Annotated in this window: 13 protein-coding genes; 7 read left to right on the top strand and 6 right to left on the bottom strand. The window is 71.0% G+C overall.

Features of this window, described 5'->3' with window-relative positions:
• Positions 1-154: 154 nt before the first annotated feature.
• Positions 155-361 (top strand): hypothetical protein, encoded by a 207-nt coding sequence (locus HS041_RS16270; protein WP_196441518.1) that lies wholly within the window; start codon positions 155-157, stop codon positions 359-361.
• A gap of 165 nt (positions 362-526) precedes the next feature.
• Here HS041_RS16270 and HS041_RS16275 read toward each other — a convergent pair whose 3' ends face one another.
• On the bottom strand, positions 527-1,525 hold the full coding sequence (locus HS041_RS16275; RefSeq protein WP_196441519.1) for an aldo/keto reductase family protein: 999 nt from the start codon (positions 1,523-1,525) through the stop codon (positions 527-529).
• Positions 1,526-1,580: 55 nt separating this feature from the next.
• On the opposite strand from HS041_RS16275, the gene HS041_RS16280 reads away from it, so the two are divergent.
• On the top strand, positions 1,581-2,963 hold the full coding sequence (locus HS041_RS16280) for an SMI1/KNR4 family protein (protein ID WP_196441520.1): 1,383 nt from the start codon (positions 1,581-1,583) through the stop codon (positions 2,961-2,963).
• Between the two features lie 132 nt (positions 2,964-3,095).
• Here HS041_RS16280 and HS041_RS16285 read toward each other — a convergent pair whose 3' ends face one another.
• Positions 3,096-3,704 (bottom strand): DUF3043 domain-containing protein, encoded by a 609-nt coding sequence (locus HS041_RS16285; protein WP_196441521.1) that lies wholly within the window; start codon positions 3,702-3,704, stop codon positions 3,096-3,098.
• Positions 3,705-3,849: 145 nt separating this feature from the next.
• Here HS041_RS16285 and HS041_RS16290 point away from each other — a divergent pair, with 145 nt between their 5' ends.
• The 3 genes from HS041_RS16290 (at position 3,850) to HS041_RS39765 (ending at position 7,469) form a co-directional block, all read left to right on the top strand.
• Positions 3,850-4,683 carry a PspA/IM30 family protein gene (locus HS041_RS16290; RefSeq protein WP_196441522.1) on the top strand — a complete coding sequence of 278 codons (834 nt, stop codon included), beginning with the start codon at positions 3,850-3,852 and terminating at the stop codon, positions 4,681-4,683.
• Positions 4,680-4,958, top strand: a complete 279-nt coding sequence (gene pspAA, locus HS041_RS16295) for a PspA-associated protein PspAA (RefSeq protein ID WP_196441523.1) — start codon at positions 4,680-4,682, stop codon at positions 4,956-4,958. The genes HS041_RS16290 and pspAA overlap by 4 nt, the downstream gene beginning before the upstream one ends.
• 171 nt (positions 4,959-5,129) lie before the next feature.
• Positions 5,130-7,469, top strand: a complete 2,340-nt coding sequence (locus tag HS041_RS39765; protein WP_196441524.1) for a serine/threonine protein kinase — start codon at positions 5,130-5,132, stop codon at positions 7,467-7,469.
• Positions 7,470-7,550: 81 nt separating this feature from the next.
• On the opposite strand, the gene nadA is transcribed toward HS041_RS39765, so the two are convergent.
• Positions 7,551-8,705, bottom strand: coding sequence for a quinolinate synthase NadA (gene nadA, locus HS041_RS16305; protein WP_196441525.1), 1,155 nt, complete (start codon positions 8,703-8,705; stop codon positions 7,551-7,553).
• A 178-nt stretch (positions 8,706-8,883) separates the two neighbouring features.
• Here nadA and erpA point away from each other — a divergent pair, with 178 nt between their 5' ends.
• Both erpA and HS041_RS16315 read left to right on the top strand, forming a co-directional pair.
• Entirely contained in the window at positions 8,884-9,237 is a 354-nt protein-coding gene (erpA, locus tag HS041_RS16310; protein WP_068894270.1) for an iron-sulfur cluster insertion protein ErpA, read from the top strand.
• A gap of 142 nt (positions 9,238-9,379) precedes the next feature.
• Positions 9,380-10,366: a carbohydrate kinase family protein gene (locus HS041_RS16315; protein WP_196441526.1), complete on the top strand. Its 987-nt coding sequence runs from the start codon at positions 9,380-9,382 to the stop codon at positions 10,364-10,366.
• A 187-nt stretch (positions 10,367-10,553) separates the two neighbouring features.
• On the opposite strand, the gene HS041_RS16320 is transcribed toward HS041_RS16315, so the two are convergent.
• The 3 genes from HS041_RS16320 to HS041_RS16330 all read right to left on the bottom strand — a co-directional run bounded on the left by HS041_RS16320 (position 10,554) and on the right by HS041_RS16330 (position 12,508).
• Positions 10,554-10,976 carry a CBS domain-containing protein gene (locus HS041_RS16320; RefSeq protein ID WP_196441527.1) on the bottom strand — a complete coding sequence of 141 codons (423 nt, stop codon included), beginning with the start codon at positions 10,974-10,976 and terminating at the stop codon, positions 10,554-10,556.
• 61 nt (positions 10,977-11,037) lie between these two features.
• On the bottom strand, positions 11,038-11,307 hold the full coding sequence (locus HS041_RS16325) for a sulfurtransferase TusA family protein (protein WP_196441528.1): 270 nt from the start codon (positions 11,305-11,307) through the stop codon (positions 11,038-11,040).
• 25 nt (positions 11,308-11,332) lie between these two features.
• Positions 11,333-12,508, bottom strand: coding sequence for a cysteine desulfurase family protein (locus HS041_RS16330; protein WP_196441529.1), 1,176 nt, complete (start codon positions 12,506-12,508; stop codon positions 11,333-11,335).
• Between the last annotated feature and the right edge of the window lie 133 nt (positions 12,509-12,641).

The following is a 12,641-nucleotide window of genomic DNA, read 5'->3' on the forward strand; positions in this document are numbered from 1 at the left end:
GATGAAAGGGTCGCACGCCCCGGGGCCCGCGTGATCAGGTGGTGAGAAGCGGGCAGCATGATCCCGCAGGACCCGTCCGGGCCCTGCGGAGATAGTAGGGTTCGCTGAGCCGTCGAGGGGCGGTGGCGGGAACCCGCGAGAAGGGGCGTGTGGAATGACGTGGCGCTGGCGTTACGAGAACGCGGACGGTGGCGAGATCACCGCGGGGGCCCTGCAGGGCGACACGTTCTCGAACCAGGCCGACGCGGAGTCCTGGCTCGGTGAGAACTGGCGTGAGCTGCTGGAGGCCGGCGTCGAGCGGGTCACCCTCCTGGAGGACGAGCGGCCCGAGTACGAGGGGATGTCCCTGCGCCCGGAATGAGCCCCTCCGGAGCGGCCCGGGAGACGCGGGCTCAGGCGGCGCCGGTCGTGCCGTGGCCCGCGAGACGGGCGCCGAAGACGGGCGTGCTGAAAACGGGCAGAAAGCGGAGCCTCCGGGTCCCCTTCCACGTGGGAGGGGACCCGGAGGCTCCGGTCCGGGCTCCGGTTACGGGCGCTTGGCGGGGCTGACGGTCCTGGCCGGGTCCCGCTCGACGATCGGGTCCAGCACGGCGTCGATCTTCTTCAGCACCTCGGCGTCCAGCTTCACCCCGGCGGCCCTGACGTTGTCGCGGACCTGCTCCGGCCTGGTCGCGCCGACGATGGCCGAGGCCACGTTCGGGTTCTGCAGCACCCACGCCACCGCGAGCTGGGCCATCGTGAGGCCGAGGTCGGCGGCGATCGGCTTCAGCTCCTGCACGCGGGTGAGCACCTCGTCGGTGAGCATCCGGGAGATGAAGTTGCCCCCGGTCGGGTCGGTGGCCCGGGAGCCGGCCGGCGGCGGCTGGCCCGGAAGATACTTGCCGGTGAGCACGCCCTGCGCGATCGGGGACCAGACGATCTGGCTGAGGCCCTCCTTCTCGCACAGCGGCACGATCTCGGACTCGATGACCCGCCACAGCATGGAGTACTGGGGCTGGTTGGAGACCAGGCGGTCGAAGCCCATCTCGTCGGCGATCTTCAGGGCGGCGGCGATCTGCTCGGCGTTCCACTCGCTGACGCCGACGTAGAGCACCTTGCCCTGCCGTACGAGGTCGTCGAAGGTCTTGAGGGTCTCCTCGAGCGGGGTCTCGACGTCGAAGCGGTGGGCCTGGTAGAGATCGACGTAGTCGGTCTGCAGGCGGCGCAGCGAGCCGTTGATCGACTCGGTGATGTGCTTGCGGGACAGGCCGCGGTCGTTGGGGCCCGAACCCGTGGGCCAGTAGACCTTCGTGAAAATCTCCAGGGACTCGCGGCGGACGCCCTTGAGCGCGCGGCCGAGCACCTCCTCGGCCCTGGTCCCGGCGTACACGTCGGCCGTGTCGAAGGTGGTGATCCCCTCGTCGAGCGCCGCCTTCACGCATTCCTTTGCGGCGTCCTCCTCGACCTGGGAGCCGTGCGTGATCCAGTTGCCGTAGCTGATCTCGCTGACCATGAGACCGCTGCGGCCAAGGTGACGGAATTCCATGCTCCGACCCTAGTAGGCGTCCTGAGATGAGCCGATCCGGGATACTCTGCCCGGCGTGTTGCGGTTGATCGGTTCTCGACGGGTACGGCTCGCGCTGGCGGTGGTTGCGACGGCGGCGGTCGTGGTGGCGGTCCTGCGCCTGCGGCGCGGCGCTCCTGCGGCCCGCGGACCGGCGGCGTCCGAGCCGGGGACGGTTGCCTCGGCTCCGGAGGACCGGCAGGCCCTCGCCGGCCCCGGCGCTCCTCCCGGGGCGCCTGCGGCTTCGGACACCAGGGCGGCGCAGGCCGTGGCGCCGTGGCCGCCCGCCCCGGTCCTCGGCACCCCCACCGCCGCGGACCTCGCGCGTTACAACGTCACGCGGTACGAGCCGAAGAGACTCCTGCCGCCTCGTCCGCCGCTGGACGAGGCGACCCGCCGCCGACTGACCCGCTGGGGGTCGGCCGCGATCGCGCTGTGCCTGCTGGTCTTCGCCACCCAGGCCCTGGAGGCGGCGGTCTTCTCCAAGGAGACGGCCGCCGGGCCCGAGTACACGGAGGAGCACGTCTATCCGGAGCACCTCCAGGACTTCTACGACGGCCGCGACTGCACCCCGCCCTCGCGGGACGCGAACGGCATGCTGCACGCCTTCTGCACGGCGGAGACGCTCCCGCCGGCCACCGGGGACGGCAGCGTGTTCATGTCCGACGTCATGCCGCGCACCGTCCGGCCTTCCACCGGAGAGGCCGCCGCGCGCCCCTCCGCGGAGTCGGTCCCCCCGCCGTTCCCCCCGGCCACGGAGACCGCCGGCCCGGGGCCTGACGAGGACTGCCGACCGGGGACGGGAACCCCGGTGGTGCGGGAGGTGGATCCGGGGGTGACCCGGGCGGTGAACCGGCAGTGGGCGCGGATCGAGAGGTGGCTCAGGGCCAACGCGCCCAGCAGCCACCGCACGCTCGCCCCGCCCGCCCGCGCCAGGACGATCGCGATCGCCGAGGCGCAGATGGGCCTGCGCTTCCCCGACGACCTGCGGGCCTCGCTGCTGCGGCACAACGGGTCCGTCCCCGTCGGGAAGGTCTGGGGATTCGGGTTTCTCATGAACGAGAACATGAGCGTGCGCGCGATCCGCGACACCTGGCGGGGACTGTGCGAGATCGACGCCGAGGACGTCACCGACCCGCGCTCGGAGTGGTGGGACGGCCGGATGATCCCGATCGGCGCCGATGGGCTGGGGAATCACCTGGTGGTCGACTCGGCCCGGCGCGACGTCGGCGAGTCCGACCACGAGGGGAACCTGGACTTCAGGCCGGGGGACGTGCCGATCCGCTCCTACCACGCGCTGCTGAAGCTGACCGCGGACGCGCTGGAGCGCGGCGGGTCCATCGGCTACTGGAGGCCGGTGGTCGTGGACGGCGAGCTCGAATGGGAGGTCGTACTCGACCAGCCGGGATCGGGAGGGTGACCCGGGAGTGACCGGGGCCGCCGGACGGGCCGGCCGGCGGGTGCCAAGGGGCGGACGGCCGCGGTACGGCGGGGCGGGGCCGTACAGGGGAGAACCCCGCCTCTCCTCGGAGGGCGGGGTTCGGAGGAAGACCTACTTCTTCGGCGGGACGGGCTTGCCGCCGGGGAGGAACTGGGGCGGCGGGAAGCGCAGCTTGCGGATCTGCAGCGCGCGCATGGCCGCGTAGAAGCCGACGCCCTTGAGGCTCTCGCCGGGGAACTTCTCGGCCGCGAGTTTCTTGACCTTCCACGACACCCAGATCGAGGTGAACAGGACGCCCACCATCATGAGCGGCCAGCCGACGACGATCACGGCCTCGTAGACGTAGCGCTGGATGTGCGGGGGGAAGGGGATCCAGGTGAACAGCAGGATCACCAGCGAGAACGGCAGGAAGTACTGGCTGACCAGGCGGCGGGAGTCGACCCAGTCGCGGGCGAACTTGCGCGCCGGTCCGCGGTCGCGGGCCGGGAAGTAGCGCTCGTCGCCGCGCATCATGCCCTCGCGCGCCTTGGCCCGGTCGGAGGCCTGGCGCTCGCGGAGCTGCTTGTAGGCCTCCTTGCGGTTCTGCGGAGCGTTCACCGGCTGGCGGCGGCGGCCCTCGGCGTCCCGGCGCTTGGGGGTGGGGCGCCCCTTGCCCGCGGGCTTGGGATCGTTGGAGACGGCGGGGGAGTCGTCCGCGGTGGCGTGGGTACGTCGGAACACAACGTCAGCCTACCGGGACTGCAACTTAGTGACGCCCCCGTGCGTTATGCGTAGGGTGAACCCATGTGGATCCGCCGCTTTTCCCGGGGGCCGGAATCACTGGGGAGACCCGAAGCGCATTTGAAGAAGGGGACGGCCGACGCGCATGAGCGTGATGAAGAGACTTTCCATGATCTTTAAGTCCAAGGCGAACAATGCCTTGGACAAGATGGAGGATCCGCGCGAGACCCTGGACTACTCCTATCAGCGGCAGCTCGAGCTGCTGCAGAAGGTGCGCCGGGGCGTGGCCGATGTGGCGACCTCGCGCAAGCGCGTCGAGCTGCAGATCAACCAGATCGAGGCGCAGGCGCGCAAGCTTGAGGAGCAGGGCCGCAAGGCGCTCGGGGTCGGCCGCGAGGACCTGGCCCGCGAGGCCCTGACCCGCCGCAGCAGCCTGCAGGGGCAGATCGCGGACCTGCGGGTGCAGCATGACAACCTGCAGGCCGAGGAGGAGAAGCTCACCACGGCCTCGCACCGCCTCCAGGCCAAGGTCGACTCCTTCCGGACCCGCAAGGAGACCATCAAGGCGACCTACACCGCCGCCGAGGCGCAGACGCGCATCAACGAGGCGTTCTCCGGGATCTCCGAGGAGATGGGCGACGTCGGCCTGGCGATCCAGCGTGCCGAGGACAAGACCGCGCAGATGCAGGCGCGGGCCGGCGCCATCGACGAACTGCTCGCGAGCGGCGCGCTCGACGACTTCAGCGGTTCGCGCGGCGACGACATCCAGGCGGAGCTGGACCGGATGGGCGGCGGCCGCGACGTGGAGCTGGAGATCGCCCGGATGAAGGCCGAGCTGGGACAGGGGCCGGCGCCGCAGGGCGCGATCACGCCCGGCCAGCCGCAGCAGCAGCCGCAGGCCGAGCCGCACCAGGAGCCGTACCAGCAGCCGCAGTCGCAGCCGACGCAGCAGTACCGCCAGCCGGGGGAGGGGCAGTGATCGTTCGCATCATGGGCGAGGGCCAGGTCGAGATCGCCGCGGGCGACCTCGCCGTCCTCAACGACCTGGACGGGCAGCTCGAGGCCGCGATCGAGGCCGGAGAGGAGGAGGCGTTCCGCGCCCGGCTGCACGCTCTGCTGGACCAGGTCCGCCTCGTCGGCAAGGCGCTTCCGGACGAGAGCCTGGAGCCCTCCGAGCTGATCCTGCCTCCGGCAGACGCCTCCATGGAGGAGGTCCGGGAGATGCTCGGCGACGAGGGCCTGATCCCCGGATAGACGCGAGGACCAGGTCTTCTCCGAGCGCGGGCCGTACGGCACAGGCCCGGTTCCCCCGGACCGCGGCCTGTCTGCCGATCTTTATCTGTCATGGCCCGACCATGCTGCACAGGCCGTTACCTTTTACCCTCACAATGGGACGGAAAAATCCCATAAATGGAGGGTGTCATTATGCCGGATCTTGCGCCCCTGCGGCCCGGGGATCCCGCGAGGGTGCGGGAGTACCGGCTCACCGCCCGTCTCGGTGAGGGCGGTCAGGGAACGGTCTACCTCGGCGAGTCCCCGGCAGGGGTGCGCGTCGCGGTCAAGCTGCTCCGTGCCGACCTCGCCCAGGACGAGGAGGCTTTGGAACGTTTCGTTCGCGAGGTCAGCACGACCCGGCAGGTGTCGCCGTTCTGCACCGCCGCGGTGCTGGAGACCGGTGTGGACGAGCACCGGCCGTACATCGTCAGCGAGTACATCGACGGGCCGACGCTCGACGCGGTCGTGGGCGCCGAGGGACCGCGTTCCGGCTCGGCGCTGCACCGGCTCGCGATCGGCACGGTCACCGCGCTCGTGGCGATCCACCAGGCCGGGATCGTGCACCGCGACTTCAAGCCGTCCAACGTGCTGCTCGCCTCCGACGGCCCGCGGGTCATCGACTTCGGCATCGCCAAGGCCCTCGACCGGACCTCGACGCTGACCGCGACGGCGATCGGCACCCCCGCCTACATGACCCCCGAGCAGCTCGCGGGGGAGAACGCCGGCTCGGCCGCCGACATGTTCGCCTGGGGCTGCACGATGGTCTTCGCGGCCACCGGGCAGCCGCCGTTCGGCACCGACAGCCTGCCGGCGATCTTCAACCGCATCATGAACATGGAGCCGGACCTGTCGGCGATCGCCGATCCGGCGCTGCGCGAGCTGGTCGGCCACTGCCTGGCCAAGGACGCCGGTCGGCGCCCGACGGCGAGCGAGGCGCTGATGCGCCTGCTCGGCCACGCCGGTCCGGGCGCGCAGGGCACGCCGCCTCCCACCTCCCCCCGCGGCATGCTCGCCGAGGGACTGGCCGCCGCTCAGCAGACCGGTCCCGAGGGCTATCCGTACGCGTCCGGGCCGCAGGGGCCCGTGCCGTACCAGACGGGCCCGGGGGGTTTCGCGCAGCAGTCGGCTCCGGGCGGCTACCCGCCGCACCAGACCGGTCCCGGGGGTTTCCCGTACCAGTCCGGGCCGCAGGGGCCGGGGCCGAACCAGACCGGTCCGGGCGGCTACCCACCCCACCAGACGGGCCCGGGGGGTTTCGCGCAGCAACCGGCTCCGGGCGGCTACCCGCCGCACCAGACCGGCCCCGGGGGCTTCGCGCAGCCGGGCCCCGGAGGGTTCGCCCAGCAACCCTACGGAGGCCCGACCGTCCCATCGCAGGGCGGCCCGGCGTACCCCGCGGCGGGGCGGGCGAAGGCCTCCGGCGGAGTCCGCCGGATCTGGGTCGCGATCGGCGCCGGGCTCGTGGTCGCGCTCATCGCGGTCGGGGTCACGGTGGTGCTGCGGGGCAACGGCACGCCGGGGCCGACCGCCACCCCCCAGGCCGGTCCCAGCGGGCAGTCCTCCGCACCGCCCACCCCGGCCGTGGCGTCGGTGCCCGAGGCGGACCGGAAGATCAAGCTTCCGGGCAGCTCCATCACGATCCACGAGAGCGACAAGGATCCGATCAAGCTGAGCTCCTACAGCCTGGAGCGGGACAAACACCTGTACGTCCGCAAGGCCGGCACCGACGAGTTCGTCAAGAACGACAAGTACTTCCAGTACACGCTGAACTTCGCCGGCACCCACGCCCTCGGCACCGACCGGGTCTACAGCACCGACAGCTACGCCATCGTCTCCATCGTCGACCACGAGAGCGGCGCGGAGAGCAAGGTGAAGATCACCAAGGCGCCGGTCTACCCGATCTACCCGCAGTGGTCGCCGGACGGGACCAAGGGCCTGGTGACGCTGTACGAGGCGGCCGGCGACAAGAGCAACCCGTACGGCTACGCGATCATCGACGTCGCCACGAAGAAGGCCGAGATCGTCAGGGTGAAGGAGAAGGACGCCGGCACCTGGAGCTACTTCTGGCGGGGCGACGGCCGGGCGGTCGGCACCTGGGCGCTCACCGGCAAGACCCAGCGCATCCGCTTCTACGACCTGCAGGGGACCGTGCTGCAGACCCTGCTGGACGTGGGCACCCCGCTCACCGTCGAGGGCGACGACATCAACCCGTCCGGCACGCTGCTCATGACCTACTGCAAGGGCGGCGAGACGGAGATCTGCGTCTGGTCCACCGCCGCCGACGGGGAGCCGACGGCCCGGATCCCGTTCGACACCAAGCGGCTCGTCGGCTGGTACGACGACCAGCACATCGTGGCGTGGCAGGCGAAGGGCTCCAGCCACGAGGCCGTGATCATCGACCTCAAGGGCCAGGTGAAGCGGGTGCTCGCCACGAGCACCGACGCCAAGGAGTACGAGCAGCAGTTCATGCGCTACACCAGGGAGCGCTGACCCGGAGAACGCGCGAAGGCCCCGGCGGGTGCCGCCGGGGCCTTCGGTGCCTTCGCCCGCGCTCCGCCGCGGGGGACGGAGTCAGGGGAGGGCGAGCATGCGGTCCAGGGCGACCTTGGCCCAGTGGGTGGTGTCGGCGTCCACGGTGATCTGGTTGACCACCTGGCCGGCGGCGAGGGACTCCAGCGCCCACACCAGGTGCGGCAGGTCGATCCGGTTCATCGTCGAGCAGTAGCAGACGGTCCGGTCCAGGAACGTCACGTTCTTGTCGGGGAACATGGTCCCGAGCCGCTTGACGAGGTTCAGCTCGGTGCCGATCGCCCAGGAGGAGCCCGCGGGGGCGGCCTCGAGCTTCTTGATGATGTACTCGGTCGAGCCGACGTGGTCGGCCTTGACGACCACCTCGTGCCGGCACTCGGGGTGGACCAGCACGTTGACGCCCGGGATGCGCTCGCGCACGTCGTCGACGTTCTGCGCGGAGAAGCGGCCGTGCACCGAGCAGTGCCCCCGCCACAGGATCATCTTCGCGTCGCGCAGCTGCTGCTCCGTCAGGCCGCCGTTCGGCCGGTGCGGGTTGTAGACGACGCAGTCGTCCAGCGACAGGCCCATCTCCAGCACCGCCGTGTTGCGGCCCAGGTGCTGGTCGGGCAGGAACAGGACCTTCTCCCCGCGGGAGAAGGCCCAGTCCAGGGCCCGCCTGGCGTTGGAGGAGGTGCACACGGCGCCGCCGTTGCGCCCGCAGAAGGCCTTGATGTCGGCGCTGGAGTTCATGTAGGTCACCGGGACGGTGACGCCGGCGATCCCGGCGTCCTCCAGCGCCTCCCAGCACTCCTCGACCTGGTCGAAGGTGGCCATGTCGGCCATCGAGCACCCGGCCGCCATGTCGGGCAGCACGACCCGCTGGGCGTCGCCGGTCAGGATGTCGGCGGACTCGGCCATGAAGTGCACGCCGCAGAAGACGATGTACTCGGCCTCGGGGCGGGCCGCGGCTTCGCGGGCGAGCTTGAACGAGTCGCCGGTCACGTCGGCGAACTGGATGACCTCGTCACGCTGGTAGTGGTGGCCGAGCACGAAGACCCGGTCGCCGAGCGCCGCCTTGGCCCGCCGCGCACGCTCCACGAGCGTCGGGTCGGAGGCGGGCGGCAGCTCTCCGGGACAGTCCACCCCGCGCTCGCTGTGCGCGTCGGCGCCCTGGCCGAGGACGAAGAGTGGAAGCCCGGTCTCGGTGGTCGTCACGACCACACCCCCTTATCGTCGAACTGACGACTAATGATGACACACGGCCCCCGGCGTTTATTCCGGGGAGGGGCATGGAATGTGTGGCAGTGGACAGGTGTTGGTAGCGTCTAAGAAGGACGTCAGAAACAGACAGCCGCCCGGGACGGGCGGTTGACGCGGACGCGGGAGTCACCACATGTCGGTTGAGAGCAGCGAGACCACGGCACAGGGCCTGATCCTCAGTGACGCGGCTGCCGCCAAGGTCAAGAGCCTGCTGGAGCAGCAGGGCGAGGAAGGCCTCCAGTTGCGCGTGGCCGTGCAGCCCGGCGGCTGCTCCGGTCTGCGCTACCAGCTCTTCTTCGACGACCGTTCGATGGACGGCGACGTCGTCACGGACTTCAACGGCGTCAGCGTGGTCACCGACCGGATGAGCGCCCCCTACCTCGTGGGCGCCACGGTCGACTTCGTCGACACGATCGAGAAGCAGGGCTTCACGATCGACAACCCGAACGCCACGGGCTCCTGTGCCTGCGGCGATTCGTTTAACTAAGCGAGATCTGTCCCTCATCGGACGGTGACGAAGCCCTGCCGGGTGAGATGTTCCTCACTCCGCAGGGCTTTGCCGCGCCAGGAGTTCGCGTATTCTTGCGGGGCTCATTTCCCGAGATGCTGACAACGAGGAGAAGGATCCCGTGCGCATCGCCGTCACCGGCTCCATCGCGACCGACCACCTGATGACCTTCCCCGGCCGCTTCGGCGACCAGCTCATCGCCGACCAGCTCGACCGGGTCTCCCTGTCGTTCCTCGTGGACGACCTGCAGGTCCGCCGCGGCGGCTGCGCAGCCAACATCAGCTTCGGGATGGGCTGCCTGGGCCTGTCGCCGATCCTCGTCGGCGCGGTCGGCACCGACTTCGCCGACTACCGCTCCTGGCTGGAGCGGCACGGCGTCGACTGCGCCTCGGTGCACACCTCCGAGACGTACCACACGGCCCGGTTCCTGTGCACCACCGACGAGGAGCACAACCAGATCGCGTCGTTCTACACCGGCGCGATGGCCGATGCCCGGCTGATCGAGCTGCAGCCGATCGCCGACCGGGTGGGCGGGCTGGACCTGGTGCTGATCAGCCCCAACGACCCCGACGCGATGCTCCGCCACACCGACGAGGCCCGCCAGCGCGGCATCCCGTTCGCCGCCGACCCCTCCCAGCAGCTGGCCCGCATGCCCGGAGAGCAGATCCGCACGCTGGTCGACGGCGCCGCCTACCTGTTCGGCAACGACTACGAGAAGGGCCTGATCGAGCAGAAGACCGGCTGGTCCGACGAGGAGATCCTCGCCCGGGTCGGCGTCCGCGTCACCACGCTCGGCCCCAAGGGCGTCGTGATCGACCGCAAGGGCGAGCCGTCTCTGCACGTCCCGGCGGCCCCCGAGCTGGGCAAGGCCGACCCCACCGGCGTCGGCGACGCCTTCCGCTCGGGCTTCCTGGCCGGCCTCGCCTGGGGTCTGTCCCTGGAGCGCTGCGGCCAGATCGGCAACCTCACCGCCACCCACGTGCTGGAGCGTGTCGGCGGACAGGAGTACGAGCTCGGCCAGAAGGTCTTCCTGGAGCGCTTCGCCTCCGCCTACGGCGCCGAGGCCGCCGCCGAGGTGGCCCAGCACGTGCGCTGCCACCACGCCTGACCGCCCGCGACCTTCCCGCAGGCTTCCCGGTACGGCGAAGCCGGGTGGGGGCCACTCGCCGCCCACCCGGCCCGCCGCACTGCACGCTCCTCGCCGCACCGCGCGACCGCCGCGACGCCGTACCGCGCGGCCTGGACGGCACGCGCAGGGCAGGGGCGTCGGACGGCGCGCGGAACGGCGCCGGAGGTCAGGCTCCCGCGTAGACGCGGTGGACGAAGTCGGCCAGTTGGTCGTCGGAGAGGTTCTTGGCCAGGTCGGCCTCGCTGATCATGCCGACGATGCGGCCGTTCTCGATCACCGGCAGCCGCTTGATCTGGTTCTGCTCCATCTTGGAGAGCGCCTCCTCGACGCTGGCGTCGGCCGCCACCCAGACCAGGCCGGTAGCCATCTCCCCGGCGGTGACCTGCGACGGGCTCTTGCCCTGCGCGACGCACTTCACGACGATGTCGCGGTCGGTGATGATGCCCTTCAGCCGGTCGTCGGGCCCGCAGATCGGCAGTGCCCCGACGCCCAGCTCCTGCATGAGCTGCGCGGCGCGTTCGAGTGACTCGTTCGACTCGATGCACTGGCAGCCGGAGCTCATCACGTCCTTGGCGGTTTCTCCGCTCATACCTTTCCCCCCGAAACGTGTGGTGGATTTCCGGGGGAGGTCTTACCCACTTTCCGGCATGTCAGTAATTGCGGCGCACATGGATCGACCAGCCGCCCTGGGGAAGCTCGTGGCTGCCCACGTGGTGGTGCGACTTCAGGCGGCACCACGCGGGGATGTCGGTGAAGGCCGCCGGGTCGTCGGCGAGGACGGCGACGACCCCGTTCAGCGGGACGTGGCCGATCTGCTCGGCGAGCATGATGATGGGAATCGGGCACTTCCTGCCCAGCGCGTCGATGGTCAGCGCCGGGGCCTGGGCGGCCTGCTGGGCGGCGGTGTGCCTGGACGTCATCGCGTTCCCACTCCCCGAATAATGATCACGACTTTACTCCCGCATCCGCCCGGATCCCGCGGACGATGTCCGGCAGGACGGCGAGGAAACGGTCGACATCCGCGGTGGAGGTGCCACGGGGCAGCGATACCCGGACGTTCCCGTGCGTAAGCACGCCCATGGCCTCCAGAACATGTGATGGACGAAGCGTACTCGCCGTGCACGAACTTCCGGACGATACGGAGAATCCGGCCTTGTCGAGTTCGGCGAGCAGCGCCTCCCCCTCCACGTAGAGGCAGGAGAAGGTGACGATGTGCGGCGCCCTGGCGACGGGCTCGCCGATGACCTCGACGTCCGGGACGAGCCGGGGCACCTCCGTCCTGATCCGGTCGACCAGCGCCGAGAGCCGGGCCCCCTCCTGCTCCGACTCCTCCGCCGCGGCGCGCAGCGCGGCGGCGGCCGCGACGATCGCGGGCACGTTCTCGAACCCCGGCACCCGGCGGTGCTCGCGCTCGTCCTCCGGCAGCGGCCCGCGCCACCGGGTGCCCTTGCGGACGGCCAGCACGCCGACCCCGGCCGGGCCGCCCCACTTGTGCGCGCTCGCGGCCAGCACCGACCAGCCCCCGGGCAGGGGCGCGCGGCCCGCCGTCTGCGCGGCGTCCACCAGCAGCGGCACGCCGGCCTCGGCGCACAGCGCCGCCGCCTCGGCGACCGGCTGGAGCGTGCCGACCTCGTGGTTGGCGCTCTGCAGGCAGGCGAGGGCTGTGCCCCCGCCCCCGCCGCCCCCGTCGCCCCCGGCCTCTGCGCTCTCGCCGCGCACCGCCGCGCCGAAGGCGGCCAGGTCCACCACGCCGGTACGGCCGACGCCGACCGTCTCCACCGAGCCGCCGTCGCGCTCGTGGACCTGGGCGGCGTGCAGCACGCTGGAGTGCTCCACCGCCGATACGACCAGGCGGCGACCGGCCCGGCGCCGTCCCCGCGACACGCCGAGCACGCCCAGATGGACCGCCTGGGTGCCGGAGGCGGTGAAGGAGACCTCGTCGGGCCGGCAGCCGAACACCTCGGCGACCTCGGCCCGGGCCTGTTCCAGTAACATCCTTGCCCGGCGGGCAGGGCCGTACAGCCTCGCCGGGTCGGCCCAGCCGGTGTCGAGCGCCGCGGTCAGGGCCTCGCGCGCCCGGGGATGCAGCGGCTCGGTGGAGGCCGCGTCGAAGTACGCCACGCCCCAATCGTCCCACCACGCGCGACACAATCGGGGGCTGGACGGGAGGGCGGGGACGGCCCGCGCTAATGTGTCCCCCAGCGTAAAGCTGTGAACTGCAAGCTGTGAACCTGAATAAACGACCGCCCAGGAG

The sequence above is a fragment of the Planomonospora sp. ID67723 genome (assembly GCF_015711605.1).
In the GTDB taxonomy this organism is placed as follows: Bacteria; Actinomycetota; Actinomycetes; order Streptosporangiales; family Streptosporangiaceae; genus Planomonospora_A.

Coding starts and splice junctions, on each gene's coding strand:
- HS041_RS16275 (WP_196441519.1), bottom strand. CDS start 1,525: ATGGAATTCCGTCACCTTGGCCGCAGCGGTCTCATGGTCAGCGAGATC.
- HS041_RS39765 (WP_196441524.1), top strand. CDS start 5,130: ATGCCGGATCTTGCGCCCCTGCGGCCCGGGGATCCCGCGAGGGTGCGG.
- HS041_RS16320 (WP_196441527.1), bottom strand. CDS start 10,976: ATGAGCGGAGAAACCGCCAAGGACGTGATGAGCTCCGGCTGCCAGTGC.
- HS041_RS16325 (WP_196441528.1), bottom strand. CDS start 11,307: ATGACGTCCAGGCACACCGCCGCCCAGCAGGCCGCCCAGGCCCCGGCG.
- HS041_RS16290 (WP_196441522.1), top strand. CDS start 3,850: ATGAGCGTGATGAAGAGACTTTCCATGATCTTTAAGTCCAAGGCGAAC.
- erpA (WP_068894270.1), top strand. CDS start 8,884: ATGTCGGTTGAGAGCAGCGAGACCACGGCACAGGGCCTGATCCTCAGT.
- HS041_RS16270 (WP_196441518.1), top strand. CDS start 155: ATGACGTGGCGCTGGCGTTACGAGAACGCGGACGGTGGCGAGATCACC.